The sequence below is a fragment of the Synechocystis sp. IPPAS B-1465 genome (assembly GCF_003015225.1).
Classification (GTDB): domain Bacteria; phylum Cyanobacteriota; class Cyanobacteriia; order Cyanobacteriales; family Microcystaceae; genus Synechocystis.
Window position 1 is genome coordinate 2854329 of the sequence record NZ_CP028094.1, and the last position, 16080, is coordinate 2870408.

The 16080-nt window shown below is 49.3% G+C and carries 14 protein-coding genes; 9 read left to right on the plus strand and 5 right to left on the minus strand.

Features of this window, described 5'->3' with window-relative positions:
• Positions 1–123: 123 nt before the first annotated feature.
• On the plus strand, positions 124–999 hold the full coding sequence (locus C7I86_RS13440; protein ID WP_010873754.1) for an META domain-containing protein: 876 nt from the start codon (positions 124–126) through the stop codon (positions 997–999).
• Positions 1000–1428: 429 nt separating this feature from the next.
• Positions 1429–2643 carry an EAL domain-containing protein gene (locus tag C7I86_RS13450; RefSeq protein WP_010873755.1) on the plus strand — a complete coding sequence of 405 codons (1215 nt, stop codon included), beginning with the start codon at positions 1429–1431 and terminating at the stop codon, positions 2641–2643.
• A gap of 29 nt (positions 2644–2672) precedes the next feature.
• On the opposite strand, the gene C7I86_RS13455 is transcribed toward C7I86_RS13450, so the two are convergent.
• Positions 2673–3923: a CCA tRNA nucleotidyltransferase gene (locus C7I86_RS13455; protein ID WP_010873756.1), complete on the minus strand. Its 1251-nt coding sequence runs from the start codon at positions 3921–3923 to the stop codon at positions 2673–2675.
• A gap of 96 nt (positions 3924–4019) precedes the next feature.
• On the opposite strand from C7I86_RS13455, the gene C7I86_RS13460 reads away from it, so the two are divergent.
• Together C7I86_RS13460 and C7I86_RS13465 are read left to right on the plus strand one after the other, a co-directional pair.
• Positions 4020–4268: a Ycf34 family protein gene (locus tag C7I86_RS13460; protein WP_010873757.1), complete on the plus strand. Its 249-nt coding sequence runs from the start codon at positions 4020–4022 to the stop codon at positions 4266–4268.
• A gap of 118 nt (positions 4269–4386) precedes the next feature.
• Positions 4387–6432 (plus strand): NAD(P)H-quinone oxidoreductase subunit 5, encoded by a 2046-nt coding sequence (locus C7I86_RS13465; RefSeq protein ID WP_010873758.1) that lies wholly within the window; start codon positions 4387–4389, stop codon positions 6430–6432.
• A gap of 151 nt (positions 6433–6583) precedes the next feature.
• Here the strand turns inward: C7I86_RS13465 and C7I86_RS13470 are convergent, their stop codons facing one another.
• Positions 6584–6802 (minus strand): hypothetical protein, encoded by a 219-nt coding sequence (locus C7I86_RS13470; protein WP_010873759.1) that lies wholly within the window; start codon positions 6800–6802, stop codon positions 6584–6586.
• A 210-nt stretch (positions 6803–7012) separates the two neighbouring features.
• Here C7I86_RS13470 and C7I86_RS13475 point away from each other — a divergent pair, with 210 nt between their 5' ends.
• On the plus strand, positions 7013–7585 hold the full coding sequence (locus C7I86_RS13475) for a hypothetical protein (protein ID WP_010873760.1): 573 nt from the start codon (positions 7013–7015) through the stop codon (positions 7583–7585).
• 28 nt (positions 7586–7613) lie between these two features.
• On the opposite strand, the gene sdhB is transcribed toward C7I86_RS13475, so the two are convergent.
• Together sdhB and C7I86_RS13485 are read right to left on the minus strand one after the other, a co-directional pair.
• A complete protein-coding gene (sdhB, locus tag C7I86_RS13480) occupies positions 7614–8351 on the minus strand; it encodes a succinate dehydrogenase iron-sulfur subunit (protein ID WP_010873761.1) in 738 nt (245 codons plus the stop codon).
• Positions 8352–8517: 166 nt separating this feature from the next.
• Positions 8518–8907: an AbrB family transcriptional regulator gene (locus C7I86_RS13485; RefSeq protein WP_010873762.1), complete on the minus strand. Its 390-nt coding sequence runs from the start codon at positions 8905–8907 to the stop codon at positions 8518–8520.
• A 163-nt stretch (positions 8908–9070) separates the two neighbouring features.
• Between C7I86_RS13485 and C7I86_RS13490 the strand changes: the two genes are divergently transcribed.
• The gene (locus tag C7I86_RS13490; protein WP_010873763.1) at positions 9071–9544 is read left to right on the plus strand and encodes an RrF2 family transcriptional regulator; all 474 of its coding nucleotides are present in this window, start codon (positions 9071–9073) and stop codon (positions 9542–9544) included.
• Positions 9545–9605: 61 nt separating this feature from the next.
• Here the strand turns inward: C7I86_RS13490 and C7I86_RS13495 are convergent, their stop codons facing one another.
• Positions 9606–13436 carry a diguanylate cyclase domain-containing protein gene (locus C7I86_RS13495; protein WP_010873764.1) on the minus strand — a complete coding sequence of 1277 codons (3831 nt, stop codon included), beginning with the start codon at positions 13434–13436 and terminating at the stop codon, positions 9606–9608.
• Between the two features lie 448 nt (positions 13437–13884).
• On the opposite strand from C7I86_RS13495, the gene coaD reads away from it, so the two are divergent.
• The 3 genes from coaD (at position 13885) to rsmG (ending at position 16074) form a co-directional block, all read left to right on the plus strand.
• A complete protein-coding gene (gene coaD, locus C7I86_RS13500; RefSeq protein ID WP_010873765.1) occupies positions 13885–14364 on the plus strand; it encodes a pantetheine-phosphate adenylyltransferase in 480 nt (159 codons plus the stop codon).
• Between the two features lie 65 nt (positions 14365–14429).
• Positions 14430–15263: a DivIVA domain-containing protein gene (locus C7I86_RS13505; RefSeq protein WP_010873766.1), complete on the plus strand. Its 834-nt coding sequence runs from the start codon at positions 14430–14432 to the stop codon at positions 15261–15263.
• A gap of 16 nt (positions 15264–15279) precedes the next feature.
• Positions 15280–16074 carry a 16S rRNA (guanine(527)-N(7))-methyltransferase RsmG gene (gene rsmG / locus C7I86_RS13510; protein ID WP_010873767.1) on the plus strand — a complete coding sequence of 265 codons (795 nt, stop codon included), beginning with the start codon at positions 15280–15282 and terminating at the stop codon, positions 16072–16074.
• Positions 16075–16080: the final 6 nt, after the last annotated feature.

Here is a 16080-nt window from a genome sequence, read left to right on the forward strand (position 1 = left end):
CTAATGGCAAAGGCAAAAACAATTGGGAAACTGTTCCGTCCCAATTCTAGGCAAGAAATTCCCAATGGTAAAATCATGGGGGTATAGATATCTTGTTTTTTAGCTAATTGCAATACTCCAACCATGCGCCTGAACTTTTCCCGGACTTTGTTTTTTGCCGCCATTATGGGTGGATTTGCGTTGGCTATGGGTAAGGCCCAGCCCTTTTTTCCTAGCAATTCTGTTCAAGCCATGGAAACTTCCAAGTCCCAATCCCTTCAAGGTACTACTTGGTATATTAGCGGTTGGCCTAGCGCCCCAGTGCCAGGCAGTGCTCCGATTACTTTGCAGTTCAAGGGCGCACCGCATAGCGGATCTCTGCGAGATCGCCTGACGGGAACAGCAGGTTGCAATACTTTTAATGGTGCCTATACCAGCGGTGATGGTAACTTGACCATTAACCAAGCTCTGGCCACAACCCGTAAAGCCTGTACCGCCGAGGTGATGGCCCAGGAACAAAGATTTTTACAACTTCTGCCCCAAGTAACGTCCTATAGCATCGGGAACGATGGGCAACTGACATTAACGTATCTAAAGGATGGGGAACAGGGTAGCATTAGTTTCATTCCCGCCAATCAGTACAGCGCTCTCCACAACAGTCAATGGGAACTGGTGACCATGGCCGGTGTGGAACCCATTGCTAACGAAAACTCCCGAGCCATACCACAACTTCAATTCCTTGGCGATCGCCTGACCGGGACAGGGGGCTGTAATCGGTTGATGGGACAATTCACCATTGATGGGGACAATTTGACGGTGGATGAACGCATGGCTTCCACCATGATGGCCTGCTCCGAACCTTTAATGGCCCAGGAACAGCAATTTATTCAAGCCTTAGTTAATGCCCAGAAGTATGAAATTTTGACTAGCGGAGAATTGGTGATCGACTATCTCATGGGAGAGAAAACTGAACAGTTAGTCTTTTTGCCTTTAACCGAGGAAGATTCAGCCCCAAGATAATAATTCCCAACGAAGGCAAGCTATAGACAAAGCATGGGACAGAGGGGAAAAGCTCTCCTCCGGTTCACCGCCGTTGGGGAATGGAGGCGTCAATCCATGTGGAACGCGAACCACACTGACCAGACTAGAATTCCAACAAAGAGAACTGTTCCCAACACAAAGGCGGCATTATGGAGGCTGTTGGTGTCGATGAGCGTCATACAATCAAGGAGGTGTTAGGGTTTAGGGCCTTTGGCGCCGATTAAATCCGTTAACCTTCAACCATGGGGGCAAAGCAACAAGCCCTCCAAGTTTAGCCCCTGTTTGCCCAGGAATATTAACTTGGCAGAGGAACAGTCACAATTTTTGACAATTGCACCGTCAGAAGGAGTTAATTTAGCTTGATTGCTGATTAATCCCACCATTTCATCGCAAAATCCCATCACCGCCATGAATCCCTCCAATGCCCAACTTACCGCTCGTCGTTACCGAGCCGGTGATCCCATTTTCAGTGAAGGAGATCAAGGTAATTTTGCCTATATTATCGAGGAAGGGCAGGTGGAAATCTGGACAGAACTCAATGGCGATCGCCGGGTGCTGAATGTGCTCCAACCGGGCAGTTTATTTGGGGAATTGGCCCTGGTGGATGCCAAACCTCGTTCCGCTTCCGCTTCCGCCCTCACGGATTGCATTCTTTCCCTGGTTACTCCCGATCAAGTTAACCAACGCATCGACACGGCCGACCCGATTTTGCGCCTACTATTGTTGGTGGTAATCGGCCATTTTCGTTCTGAAAGCAATAATTTTCGTGGCACCACTGAGCCAGCTTTGGTCCTAGATGCGGCCCTAACTAAAACTAAACTTTCCCTCAAAGAACGCATCACCGATGCAGTGGACATGATCCGTTTAGAGGGGGAAATGAAAGAGGCGATCGCCAAAGAGCAATTCCATTTGGTGTACCAGCCCATTGTCTTCATGGACGACCTCCGCATCGAAGGATTTGAAGCTCTAATCCGTTGGCAAAGTCCTAAGCGGGGCTTTGTCCGCCCTGATCGTTTTATCGAAGTGGCGGAGGCAACAGACCTAATCATTCCCATCGGTCAATGGGTAATTGAACAAGGATTAAAAGATTTAAAAACTTTCCAGACAAAATTTAACCCCCATTTGTTGATGAGTTTTAATATTGTTGGTCGGCAAACCAACAGTGAAGATTTTGTTCCCTGGCTACTAGAAAAAGTAGACCACTATGGGTTAACCCCCGATAAGGTAAAACTGGAAATCATCGAGCGTACCCTTTTTAGCGGTGAAAGTTCCGCCCCCTGGATTGAAAACTGTCGTTCCCAAGGCTTTGCGTTAGTGTTGGACGATTTTGGTACGGGTTATTCTAGCTTGCAATATCTGAATGAGTACAAAATTGACCGGGTAAAAATTGATAAATCCTTTGTGGATGGCTTGGGCACCAATCAAAACAGTGAAAGTATTTGCTCTGCCATTTTGCAACTCTCCCACGCCCTGGGCATGACAGTGGTGGCGGAAGGCATTGAAACCCAAGCACAATTGGAGATTTTGCAATCCCTCGGTTGTGACTATGGTCAAGGTTATCTATTTTCTCGACCTCTACGCTTTGACCAAGTAATGGTCTTGGATCAAGATGCTTTCCGTTAGGGGAAAATATCCTTCAAATTTGCCCCGGTTCAAGATTTTCCCAGTTCTTGAGCATAGGCTAAAGCTTCCTGCTCATTACTAATTTTTCCTTCGATGTGGGCAATGTTGATTTCCGTTAGCAGTTGGCCGATCAAAGGACTAGGTTTAATGTGCAACTTGTCGATTAAATCCTTGCCGGTAATTAAGGGTTGGGGATGGGCTAGGCGATCGCCCGAATTCAGATAATGAGTCAACAGTTCAAAGATAAAACTGTGGTAATTATGGGGACAGTGGGCCAGGGCATAGAGGACAAAATGGGGTAGATATTTACCCAACTCGACAAAGAAAAAGTACAGTTGTCGCACCGTGGGGCTATTTTCTAAACAACTTAACTGGGGATAGCCCTGCAAAATTGCCTGCACAGAGCGCAGTTCGTGGCGGGAATATTTCAACCGTTGTAATTCCCCTTCGGCGATTTTCACGTCGGCACAGACTAGGCTGGCCAACTTAGCAATGGCAATGCCCTTTTTCCCCAATGCTTGAAAAAATTGTTGACGTTCCACCAGGGTTAACTGGTTTTTGATGGCGGCGATCGCCAAATCGATGCAACCAATGGCATTGAGGGAACTGAGGTTAGCATGGGAGAACCAGTGAGCTAATATACCATCTTGCCAAGCGGCCAAAAGCCACTGACTACCCCGGGGGCTGCCCAGCAAATAGTTAAATTCCGCTTGCACCCGTTCTGCGGCCACCGTTTTAATGCGGGGAGCTAATTCCCGTAAAACTGTTCTTGTGTCAGGATCGAGGGTGAATTGTAGCTGGGCCGCCTGACGGTAAGCCCGTAGTAGCCGCAAAGGATCATCAGCCAGGTTTACGGCCGCCACCATTTTCAGTTGACCCCGTTGCAAATCCCCCACCCCCGCCATGGGGTCAATTAATTTGTTTTGCTGGAAGTTATAGGCGATGGCGTTAACGGTGAAATCCCGCCGGGCCAGATCCTGTTCCAAGCTCATGCCCTCCTGTTGGGCAAAATCCACTGTGCCATGGGCAAATACCACCCTGGCAATGTGTCGAGCCTTATCCAACACCACAAATCCCGCCCGGTATCGACTGGCGATCGCCGAAGCCGTTTCAATGGCTCCACTAGGCACGACAAAATCCCAATCCAAATATTCCCGTCGTCTCCCCAAAAGGGCATCCCGCACTGCACCACCGACCAAACAGGCTTGGGGAGGAAGTAGAGCCAGATCAAAGGGAACCTGTTGACGTAAATCAGCCAGGTGGCTCACAGGACAAAGCATAATCAATAACCGTTACCCCAGCACAGTTTGCAGTTTAGGCACAATCTCTAAGTCTAAGCTAGAGTAGCGAAAAATAGGCAAAAATTGAGGTTTACCATGTGTATTTGTGTGAACTGCCATTACGTGGACCGCTGTATCACCTACCATGCAGTGGAACATCAACATCAACAACCCCATTTGAGCGATCGCCCGGATTTTGATCCGGTCAACCCTTCTATCAACGTAAATATTCGTACCCCCGACCATGGCATCGAAATGGAATGGGATGTGGTGGGTTGCGACAGTTTTTTACAAGAAATGGGCAAATGGAGCCGTTTACGCCCCAATGAATTAGTCCCCACCTAGCTTTTTTTGGCCAAAACTAGTTTCCCCTGACAGCGAAACGCGGCAAAAATAACGCTCCGTGCAACAATGAACGCGGTATCAATAACATATAGGCAACTTCGTTAACCAAGGTTTCAAGATGGAATTACTCTATCAATTAGCCTGGCTAATTCCCGTCCTGCCCCTATTTGGCGCAACGGTAGTTGGCATTGGCCTCATTTCTTTCAATCAAGCAACCAATAAACTACGGCAAATCAACGCTGTTTTCATCATTTCCTGTTTGGGGGCTGCATTGGTAATGTCTGGGGCTTTGCTCTGGGATCAAATCCAAGGCCATGCCAGCTATGCCCAAATGATCGAATGGGCATCGGCGGGGAGTTTCCATTTGGAAATGGGTTATGTGATCGATCACCTCAGTGCTTTGATGCTGGTGATTGTAACCTCCGTGGCCCTGTTGGTGATGATCTACACCGATGGCTACATGGCCCACGATCCGGGTTATGTGCGTTTCTATGCCTATCTCAGTCTTTTTGCTTCCTCCATGCTGGGGTTGGTAATTAGCCCCAATTTGGTGCAGGTTTATATCTTTTGGGAATTGGTGGGGATGTGTTCCTACCTGCTGATCGGTTTTTGGTATGACCGTAAAGCCGCTGCCGATGCTTGCCAAAAGGCCTTTGTCACCAACCGGGTGGGGGATTTTGGCTTATTACTAGGTATCCTTGGCCTTTATTGGGCCACTGGCAGTTTTGATTTCGGGACCATTGGGGAACGCCTGGAGGGTTTAGTATCCTCCGGAGTCCTCAGCGGGGCGATCGCCGCCATTCTGGCCATTTTGGTTTTCCTTGGTCCTGTGGCCAAATCGGCCCAATTTCCCCTCCATGTCTGGCTACCGGACGCCATGGAAGGTCCCACCCCCATTTCTGCTTTGATCCATGCAGCTACCATGGTGGCGGCGGGGGTATTCCTGGTCGCCCGGATGTATCCGGTGTTTGAACCGATTCCAGTGGTGATGAATACCATTGCCTTCACCGGTTGCTTCACTGCCTTTTTGGGGGCCACCATTGCTTTAACCCAAAATGACATTAAAAAAGGTTTGGCTTACTCCACCATTTCCCAGTTGGGCTATATGGTGATGGCCATGGGCATTGGGGCCTATTCCGCTGGGCTATTTCACCTGATGACCCACGCCTATTTCAAAGCCATGCTGTTCCTCTGTTCCGGCTCCGTGATCCACGGTATGGAAGGGGTGGTGGGCCACGACCCAATCCTGGCCCAAGATATGCGCATTATGGGCGGATTGCGGAAATATATGCCCATCACGGCCACCTGTTTCCTGATTGGAACTTTAGCTATTTGCGGTATTCCCCCCTTTGCGGGCTTCTGGTCTAAGGACGAAATTCTCGGCCTCGCTTTTCAGGCCAATCCCCTACTCTGGTTTGTGGGTTGGGCCACCGCCGGTATGACTGCTTTTTACATGTTCCGGATGTATTTCATGACCTTTGAAGGGGGTTTTCGGGGCAATGACCAGGAAGCGAAAGACGGGGTTTTACAGTTCTACGGTTTACTGCCCAACTTTGGCCCAGGAGCCATGAACGTGAAGGAATTGGACCATGAAGCCGGGCACGACGACCATGGCCACAGCAGTGAACCCCATGAATCCCCTTTGACCATGACGTTTCCCCTCATGGCCCTAGCCGTGCCTTCGGTGTTAATTGGTCTGTTGGGACGGCCCTGGGCCAACCAGTTTGAAGCGTTTATCCATGCGCCGGGGGAAGTGGTGGAACACGCCGCTGAATTTGAATGGGGCGAGTTTTACGTCATGGCTGGAAATTCCATCGGCATTGCTTTAATTGGCATTACCGTGGCTTCCTTAATGTATTGGCAACACAAATTTGACCCCAAAGTGTTGGCAGAAAAGTTTCCATCCTTGTACCAACTGTCCTTGAACAAATGGTACTTTGACGACCTTTACGACAAGCTGTTTGTCCAGGGTTCCCGTCGAGTGGCCCGTCAGATTATGGAAGTGGACTACAAGGTCATTGACGGAGCGGTCAACCTCACTGGTTTAGTCACCCTAGTCAGTGGGGAAGGTTTGAAATATCTAGAAAATGGCCGGGCCCAATTCTACGCCCTCATTGTGTTTGGGGCGGTGTTAGGCTTTGTAATTGTTTTTAGCCTCACCTAGGTTGGGAGAACTAGTTAATTGGCATAGTTAATTAGCATTGTCTCCCCCCAAAAAGGGGCTAAGCTTTCCAGCCAAACCCGGTAAATATTTTTTTTATGACCATTTGGTTACTCTGCCAGATGGTTTTTTATTGTTTCAAAGTCAGACAAAATTAATAACTATCTTCCCCTTGGACGGTTTTGAGCACTAAACGCTGATTGGCCTGCATCAACAGGTCGGCGATCGCCGTTTTGAATCTTAGAGCGACGGAGGAATTGGCCAAGAAAGCCTGGGCTTGTTCCCGGTATTCTGCCCCCTGTAACGTTTCTGCTTGGTCTAGGGTTTCCAAAGCTTGGCAGAGGTCATTAATCTGGGCGGTGTGGTCAGACATGGTCTTATTTCTCCAATGCTGTTTCCGCCATGGTAACCCAGCTAACTAAAAACAGAACCTTGCTTCATGAAACTTTTGCCTTGTTGCCGTTGCCACTTCCCCCATTGCAAAGCTAAGCAAAAAATAGTTTTCGTTGCTACCGAACAAGGCGAGAACTAGCCATCGTTAAAATGGGGTAAGCCGAGATTCTAACCAGGAGGTGTTGATTCCGTGTCCGGTAAAAAAAATGATTACGATGCTCTCTTAGCAGATTTCACCGATCGGGAAGGGGCGATCGCCCTACTGCGCCAACATCGACCCTACCTAGAAAAGCTACCCAGTTTGCGGCGGCCAGAACGAAGCATTATCACCATCCCCCTGCCCATTGTCCGTTTGCGCCATCTTCCCCTCAACGATGCTGACCAAGGGGGCCGACAAACCACTCCCTTGGCCAAGGTAATTCCCTGTGACCTGGCAATTTTGATGTGTGACCCAGAATGGCAGGTGAAATTAGGCTCGGAAATTTTGGTCTTTATCCACCGCCCAGAGGAAAACTTTTCTGATCTACTCAGTCGTTGGCGTCGGAGTCAAATTTATCTGGACCAAGACTATGAATGGTTGATGCCCCCCCAGGAAAAACATATGTTTAGTGAAGCGGCGGAGGAAATCTGTCCCCTATTCATTATTTTTGAGCAAACTCCCCACCATATCCAAAAGGGTCTGGCCGGAGCCGGGTTGCCCTTTGTGCTCCACAGTGAAGGCAATTTAACAATGGCGGAAACCCTAGAACTAATTTCTGAATAATGGTTTAAGTAAACTTAAATTTAGGAATTTAAAGGGGATCCATCAAGTCAAATAAACGAATTTTTAAGGCTTCAATCTGGGACAGAGGAGCCACCCCAGTGGGGCAAGAATCACTACACATGCGGCAGTTGTTGCATCCCCACACCCCCTGTTTATCTTTGCCCAGGGCTTCGAGGCGGGCCTTAGTGGCCATATCCCGATTATCTAAAATCAAACGGTTAGCTTTGGCTAGGGCATGGGGCCCGACAAAATTTTCGTTTTTCTTTTTGGCGTCGCAGTCGGAATAACAAACTCCACAAAGAACACAATTGCTCACATCGTTGAGGGCAGCCCGCTGCTCTGGGGATTGGGAAAATTCTGCTCCTTTTTCCCCTTGGTGCTTATTAATCAAATAGGGATAAACCGCATCTAACCCGGCAAAAAATTTCTCCATATCCACCACCAAGTCTTTAATAACGGGTAAATTCCCCAGGGGACTGATGGTGAAAACTCCGGTATTTTCCTGGTTACTTTCGGCTAACCACTGGCCCAAGCTTTTAATACTTTCTTTGCAGGCCAACACCGGGCGATCGTTCACCCTCACGGCGCAGCTACCACAGATGGCATTACGGCAATTCTTGCGGAAGGCCAAGCTGCCATCCTGTTGCCATTTGATCTGATTTAAACAATTTAGGATGCTGGTTTGGGGATCAACATCCAAATAATAATTCTGCCAATGGCGATCGCCATCAGTTAGTTGTCGTTGTATTTTGCAAACAATTTCCATGGTATGAGGAAATCAACAGGGCAAAAAAGGCTCGACCTTCCTATTACGGAAGGGCCGGGGGCAATAATTTTTATTCCTGGTCCCGGCAAAATTCCATAGATCAATGGGGAATTGTAGGAGGATGTCCCCCTTAAATTTTATCCCCATTAGTCCCAGCAAATTAGCCTTACTCTTCTTCGTCGTCAGCCCCCACCTGTTTGAGGTGAATGTGTTTGCGACCGAGGGTAATTTCAAATTCATCTCCCACGTTGAGGCTCATTTTTTTTGTGTAGGCGGCTCCAATGAGAAGATTGCCGTTGGATTGCACGCTAATGCGGTAACTAGCGGAGCGGCCACCCCGACCTTGACCGGAAGCAGAACTGTCTAAATCAATGCCTTGGGCATCCATTAAGGCGTTGTAGAACTTCATCATATTGACCCGGGGCAGGCCTTTTTTTGTGGAAGTTACATAACCGCAGATTTTAGCTTTCTCTTCTTTGGGCAGATCGCCTAATTCTTTAACTTTCTCGAGCAATGCTTCGCCAGTTAGGGGCTTGGTTGCGTTTGATTTAGCCATTCAAGTTTTCGGTGATTGAGATTGATCAGAATTGGTAAGCAAGGGAAGATTAGTCGAAGGAATGGTTGACTCTTTTGCTCCTTGCTACCCTGCTTATATTACACGTTTCTTGGAATAATTATCTAGTTTGTTCAAATAAATAGTTAATTTAATGGGATAGTTGATGGGCAAGGATGGCTTCTATACTAAAGGGATGAAGTTGACAACAAAAAGCCATTACAGTGTTAAAGCCTTACTGGATTTAGCTCTACAACCGGACTACGGCCCTGCTTCGGTGAAGGCGATCGCCGAGCGACAGAATATCCCTGGGCCCTATCTGGAAAAACTGTTGATTACCCTGCGACGGGCGGGCATAGTTAATGCCTATCGGGGGGTGAGGGGAGGATATCAATTGGCCCAGGCCCCGGATCAAATTTCCCTGGGGCAAATATTAGCGGCCCTGGAAGAAAGCCTGGAACCATTTCCCCAATATGGGGATGACCAAAGTTTGGCGGAGGATTGGGTTACCCTCAGTGTGTGGCGACAACTACACCAAAAATTTGTCAAAGCTCTCTATTCAATTACTTTGGCTGACCTTTATTACGATGCCCGCAGTTGGCAGGCGGCCCAAGGGGAAGGGATTAATTTTATTGTTTGATTGATCGAAAAATAAAGGCGGGATATCAATCTTCAAACCGCTTAATTGTTAGGCGATCGGGCTAAACTTCCCCATCAACATGGGGCAACTGGGACCCTTCATAGGCCAGCCATTGGTTGCGACCTTTTGCTTTGGCTTCATACAGCGCCAAATCCGCCGCTTTGACCAGAGCGTTGGGATTGATATGGCGTTCGGGAGTATAAACGGCAATGCCAATGCTGAGGGTGACATGGCCCGTGCCGGATACCGTGTGGGGAATGGCCAAATTAGCCACTTCCACCTGGAGAGCTTCCGTTACATTGATTGCCCCTTCTAGGCTAGTTTCGGAAAGAATAATAGCAAATTCTTCTCCCCCGTAGCGAGCCACTAAATCCGTTGGTCTTTTGGCAACTTTGGCCATGGCATCGGCAATTTTTTTCAGACATCGATCGCCAGCAGGATGACCATAATTGTCGTTAAAACCTTTGAAAAAATCCACGTCACAAAGCAGCAGAGCTAAGGGTTCCCTAATCCGTTGTAATCGTTGCCATTCCCGTTCCAGGGTGGAATCAAATAAGTAGCGGTTACCCACTTGGGTGAGGGCATCCAAGGAGGAAATTTGCTGTAACCGAATGTTGGCCGTTTCCAATTGTTCATACAGTTCCCCCTGGTGAATGGCGATCGCCACCTGGGTTGCCAACTCCATCAACAGTTGCAGATCCTCTTCTTGCCAATAACGGGGGGTTTTGCATTCATGGGCAATGAGCAAACCCCAAAGATTTTCATTGAAAACCACCGGCACTACCAAATTAGCTTTGACCTGGTAATGGCGCAGTAACTCCTTGTGGCAGTCCGCCAAGTCAGCCTTTTCAATGTCAGATACAGCCCGCACCCTACCTTCTCGATACAGCCGCAGATAATGGCCCTTAAAACAGGGATCGTCAATTTCATCGTTAATAATTGATCGGCAAAAATCATTGTGGGATTCCGTCACCACCTGCCCCGACCACTGGGAATTAAATTTAAATAACACCACCCGGTCAGTATTTAGGAATTGCCTCACTTCGGTGACGGTGGAGTACAAAATGTCGTTGATGTTGAGGGAAGCGCGAATTTTATTGGCAATTTTCAACACTAATTTTTCCTTGACATTGCGCTGTTGCAACCGTTCCTTGAGCAAAACGTAATCGTGCAGTTTTTCTGTCCAAGGATTTTCCCGATTGAGGGAATTGGGCAAGGGGCGATCGCCAACATTACCCTGGCCCGCCTCTGTTTCTGTTTCCGGCAGAGCAACCTTGGGCAGGGGCGGAGTGGGGCCAAAATCAAGAATCTGTGGATAGTAAAGATAGGTCATCATCGCTTCTGCTGGAAGGGGCCTAGTGAGGAAATAGCCCTGGCCCAGATGGCAACCCATTTTCTGCAAACGTTGCAGTTGGGCTTCCGATTCGATCCCTTCGGCCACAGTTTCCAGATTTAAACCATTGGCCAAATCAATCACGTACTGAATAATGGCGGTGTCTGCCCCCTCATTGAGCAAATCATTCACAAAGGATTTATCAATTTTCAGGCGGTGAATGGGCAATTGCTTGAGAATGCTGAGGGAAGAATAGCCGGTGCCAAAGTCGTCGATCGCCACCTGTACCCCCTCTTCCCGCAGACGATGGAGCAGCACCACTGTCCCTTTAATATCCTCCATCATCAAACTTTCGGTAATTTCGAGTTCCAAGTCCTCCGGCGGCATGCCTGTGCGTTTCAAACATTCCAGCACCGAATTAAGCCATTTTTCGTCCTGGAATTGACGGGCCGAGATATTTACTGCCATGCGTAGCCGACGCCCCGTTTCCCGGAAAAAATGTTGGTGGGTAGCACAGGCCGTTTCCAGCACCCATTGCCCTAAATGATTGATCAGCCCCAATTCCTCTGCTAGGGGAATAAACACATCGGGGGCCACCTGCCCCAGTCGGGGATGCTGCCAACGCACCAAGGCTTCTACCCCTAACAATTTACCCGTATCAAGGGCCACCTGGGGTTGGAAGTAGAGTACAAACTCTTGATTAGTCAAGGCCTGCCGCAGGTCTGACTCCAACGTCAGGCGATCGAGCATGGGGGCTGAATCCTGGGGGCGGTAAAACTGGTAAGTGTTTTTGCCCTGACATTTCGCCCTAGTGAGGGCAATTTCTGCAAACTTCAGCAAAGATTCCGCCGTTTCCCCATCGTAGGGAGCGGTGCTAATGCCCATACTGGCGGTGAGATAAATGGGTTGGCCCTGGAGGAAAAAGGGTTCTTGAAAGGTGCTCAACAGTCTTTCACACAGGGGAATCATTTCCTGGTTATCACTAATTTGGGTCAGCAAAATAGTGAAGCCATCCCCATGCCAACGGGACAGAAGGGGGCTATAGGCCGCTAGGGGGCTAAGTTTTTGATTGAGGCGATCGGCCACTTCCTGCAACAGACCATCCCCGGTTTTATGGCCAAAGCTTTCATTAATGCGTTTAAATCTATCCATGGCAATAACCAAAACCCCCACCATTTTCCCTTCATAGAGAGCATCCAACAGAGCTAGGGTGAGTTGACGATTAAAAATGATCCAATTGGGCAATTGGGTCAGGGGATCGTAGGCAGTTTGCTGGGTAATCAGTCTAGTCACAAACTGTTGGGTAATGGCCATGTACAGTTGGGTGCTGGCCACTTGGGCTAATTTCCGTTCTGAGCGATTCCAGGTGGGCACCAATTTTTGGGTTTCTTCCCAAGCCTCGAAGGAAAGACGGGGCAGAATATTGCGGCGGTCAATGCCCCGTTTCCCGGCCCAGTGTTTTACCAAAGATTTCTCCTTCCGCAGCAGAATTAAGCTCCCCACCCATTGCTGATCCGCCGCCAGGGGCACAATCAGGAAAGATTGGAAATTTTCTGCGCTTAGGGATTCCGGCGGGGCAATCCAATCGGAGCGCTGTTCTAATTCCCCCAAAGTGTAACCATGGGGCACACAGTTAGTGGGAGGTAGCGGTGCCACACTGGTGAACGGTCGAGGTTTTTCCCAGGTGGACTGTACTGCGGCCATCGGCTCCATCGCTGCTGAAGGTTGGCCCCGCATTAGCTCCTGCCACAGGGACGTTTCCAGCCAATTGCCCCAGTCAAATCTGAGGTTCCATTGGTAATGCTGGGCAACAGAACCGGTTAAATCCGGGGCAATGTAGAGCACAGCTCCATCGGCTTCCACGGCTTGCCCCACTGTTTCCAATGCATACTGCCAGGTTTCCGGACGATCGCCATACTGAGCCACCGTTGTTTCTAGCCTTTGTACCAGCGCTTCCTGTACCTGTTGCTGATGTACCTGCCGGCTTAACTGGGACTGGGTAATGGCCAGGGAAACTTCCTTGCTCAACAGGGCCATGGTTTCCCACTCCTGCTCGGTAAATCGCCGGGGTTTACTGTGGTGTACCGCCATAATGCCCCACAGTTGCTGATCCTGCATTACGGGCACCGTTAGGGAGGATAACACCCCCATGGCAAGGAGATATTGAATATGACAACTATCCACTGTTGTGTAATGGCCATTACTATGCTCCGTCGGACTAATGCGACCGGACAACTCGTGGGATTTTTTCCGACGGTGGGCCACATCCACGGCGATCATCTTCCTTTGGTTACCCAACTCTTCCCTGGCCTGGGGCGGAATGTCCTCCACCGGAAAATGTAGCCCCAACAAGGATGGCAAAGCAGCTCTGTTAACTGCCTCTGCCAACACTTCCCCGCTGCCATCGCTGGCAAATTTGTAAATTTTTACCCGGTCCACTCCTAAAAAGATACGAGCCTCTTCCACAATTACCTGGAGGGTTTCCCGTAAAGTCAAAGCCCGGTGGAACTTATTGATGACGTTACGGAGAAAATCTTCTAAGGATCGATTAGGGTTCATGTTTTGACTCGGCGGGGATTAAGCGGTGGGAAGGATCTCGTTGTAACGACCAACAACCCAAGACCCGAAAGAACAAATTACTAGGAACAGCAAAATCGATCAAAATCCTGGCTTATCCCTTTGGCAACCATGGCTGCAAGGGCAAACCTTAAAATTTTGATGACTCTGACCGTCTATGTTTACCCTATCCTCTAAGCAATTAGACTTATGGGAAAGGAAGATAAAATTTAACCTATTGAATAAAGTAAATGTAAAAAATTTACTCAGCTAAATTGTCTCTATATCTTAACAAAATTGAGGCCAGAACTAGGGTCATGGTATTTCCCCTCGGTTGGGAAAGTTGCACCTTGGTCGGCTAGCCCCCACAATAAAGCCAATTTGCGGGGCTTCATTTCCCCGGTCTTGGTTCCGATAGTTTATACACCCGTAACTTGAAATTACCTCTTCTGTGATCGCCATTTATCCCGGTAGTTTTGACCCCATCACCCTCGGCCATTTGGACATTATTGAGCGGGGTAGTGGTTTGTTTGAACAAATCATTGTCGCTGTGCTCTGTAATCCCAGCAAGCAACCCCTATTTTCGGTGGAAAAGCGGCTGGAACAGATCCGCCACTGTACCCAACATCTGACCAATGTGACCGTGGATAGCTTTAACGGACTGACGGTGGACTACGCTAAGCAAAAACAGGCAACGGTATTACTACGGGGTCTGCGAGTCCTGTCGGACTTTGAGAAGGAACTACAAATGGCCCACACTAACCAAACTCTTTGGGACGGAGTGGAAACCGTATTTTTGGCCACCGCCAAGGAATATAGCTTTTTAAGTAGTAGTATTGTCAAAGAAATTGCCAAGTTCGGTGGTAGTGTGGATCATCTTGTTCCCCCCTCAATCTTGGCCGATATTTGCTCTTCCTATCCATCCCCCTAGATAAATTGCGTTAAAACTGTTTTAAATTTCGTTCTATTTGCCCCGTCAAGCGCCTAGATAACCCTATGACCCGCCGAGAGAGTGCCAATCCTGAAGTAACTGAGAATAGCGCCGTTGTGCCCGGCCAGACGGTGGATTTTGATATTCAACAACAACTAGCTGAGCTGCAAGAATTACTCTATGACAGCTTCCACATTCCCCTAACAGCCTGGAGTGTGGTGGATGAGGAAAAAATCCTGGACCAAATTGATGTCATTGCTGAATTTATTCCAGGGGCGGTTCATCGGGCGATCGCCATTTTGGAAAGGGAACAGCAAATTTTGCAGGGGGCGGAGTTAGAAGCCCAACGGATGATTGAAGTGGCCCACCAGGAGGCCCAGCGCATTAAGGATGAATCGGGCATTATCCAAAAGGCCCAATACGAAGCCGACCAATACAAAGCCCAAGTTCAACAGGATTGCGATGCCCTCCAGCGCCAGGTGCAACAGGAATGTGAAGCTTTGCAAAGGCAAACCCAACAGGAGTGCGACACCCTACGGCGACAGACCATGGGGGAACTAGAGCAAATCAAGCAAGTTACCCATCAGGAAATCCAACAGTTTCGTCAGCAAACTGTGCAGGAATGTGAAGCCCTACAAAAACAAACGGAACAGGAAGCCACCGAAATGCAGAGGGATGTGGATACCTATGCCGATCGCCTGTTGAGCCGCCTGGAAGGAGAATTAGGGCAAATGATGCGCAGTGTGAGCCAAAGCCGCCAGATCCTCTACGAAAATTCCGCTGAACATAACGCCACCATCACCAACCGTCCCCCCGTGGCCACCCCCAGCCCAGTGCTCCCGCCTTCCCCTGGCCCCAAACCCCCCAGAGGCGATCGCCCCCGCCGCCGTTCCCGTTAAGCTGAAGTAAGTTATTGTGTCATTGAATCTAGACAAAGATAATCGCGACCTATCGTCAAACCAGGGGCATTTAGGGGAATTTCGTCGGGGGTTAGAAAATTGGCCCCCAGGTTTGGTTTGGCAACCTGACGGGGAACAGATTGAGGCCATGGTCAAGCTCTACCAAGGAGTCCTGGTCGGTAATGCCCGCTTGAATTTGACCCGCATTACCGCTCCCCTGGATTTCCTAGAAAAACACCTTTGGGATTCCCTGGCGGGGGTTTTATTGTCGGACCATAGCCGTAATTGCCCCCAAGCTCGGGTGATCGACATTGGCACTGGGGGAGGATTCCCTGGATTGCCAGTGGCCTTGGTGTGGCCCCAGTGGTCTGTGGCCCTGTTGGATTCCACCCATAAAAAAATTAACTATCTAGAGGAATTGGGGCACCGTTTGGGCTTAGCTAATTTGGCCTATCTGGTGGCCAGGGCGGAAGCTGTGGGGAACCAGCCCCAGCATCGCTCCCAGTATGATTTGGCTTTAATTCGGGCCGTGGGAGAGGGGGTTGTCTGTGCGGAATATGCCCTACCTTTGGTGAAGGTGGGGGGCACGGTGGTGCTTTACCGGGGTCAATGGTCAGCGGCGGAAGCAGAACAATTGGAACGGGCCTGCGCTCTATTGGGGGGCAAAGTCAGTGCCACGGTGGCAGCCGTTACCCCCTGGAGTGGGGCCCAGCGACACTTTATCTATCTAACCAAGGAAAAACCTACTCCCAGTGATTTTCCCCGGGCGATCGGAGTACCCCGTTCCCATCCCTTGGGGGTGGAGAATTAACTTCGT

What these genes read in the sequence shown, in the direction of transcription:
- C7I86_RS13440 (WP_010873754.1), top strand. Translation starts at nt 124, where the DNA reads ATGCGCCTGAACTTTTCCCGGACTTTGTTTTTTGCCGCCATTATGGGT.
- sdhB (WP_010873761.1), bottom strand. Translation starts at nt 8,351, where the DNA reads ATGGAAATTGTTTGCAAAATACAACGACAACTAACTGATGGCGATCGC.
- C7I86_RS13505 (WP_010873766.1), top strand. Translation starts at nt 14,430, where the DNA reads ATGACCCGCCGAGAGAGTGCCAATCCTGAAGTAACTGAGAATAGCGCC.
- C7I86_RS13460 (WP_010873757.1), top strand. Translation starts at nt 4,020, where the DNA reads ATGTGTATTTGTGTGAACTGCCATTACGTGGACCGCTGTATCACCTAC.
- C7I86_RS13485 (WP_010873762.1), bottom strand. Translation starts at nt 8,907, where the DNA reads ATGGCTAAATCAAACGCAACCAAGCCCCTAACTGGCGAAGCATTGCTC.
- C7I86_RS13470 (WP_010873759.1), bottom strand. Translation starts at nt 6,802, where the DNA reads ATGTCTGACCACACCGCCCAGATTAATGACCTCTGCCAAGCTTTGGAA.
- C7I86_RS13465 (WP_010873758.1), top strand. Translation starts at nt 4,387, where the DNA reads ATGGAATTACTCTATCAATTAGCCTGGCTAATTCCCGTCCTGCCCCTA.
- C7I86_RS13490 (WP_010873763.1), top strand. Translation starts at nt 9,071, where the DNA reads ATGGGCAAGGATGGCTTCTATACTAAAGGGATGAAGTTGACAACAAAA.
- C7I86_RS13450 (WP_010873755.1), top strand. Translation starts at nt 1,429, where the DNA reads ATGAATCCCTCCAATGCCCAACTTACCGCTCGTCGTTACCGAGCCGGT.
- C7I86_RS13455 (WP_010873756.1), bottom strand. Translation starts at nt 3,923, where the DNA reads ATGCTTTGTCCTGTGAGCCACCTGGCTGATTTACGTCAACAGGTTCCC.
- C7I86_RS13495 (WP_010873764.1), bottom strand. Translation starts at nt 13,436, where the DNA reads ATGAACCCTAATCGATCCTTAGAAGATTTTCTCCGTAACGTCATCAAT.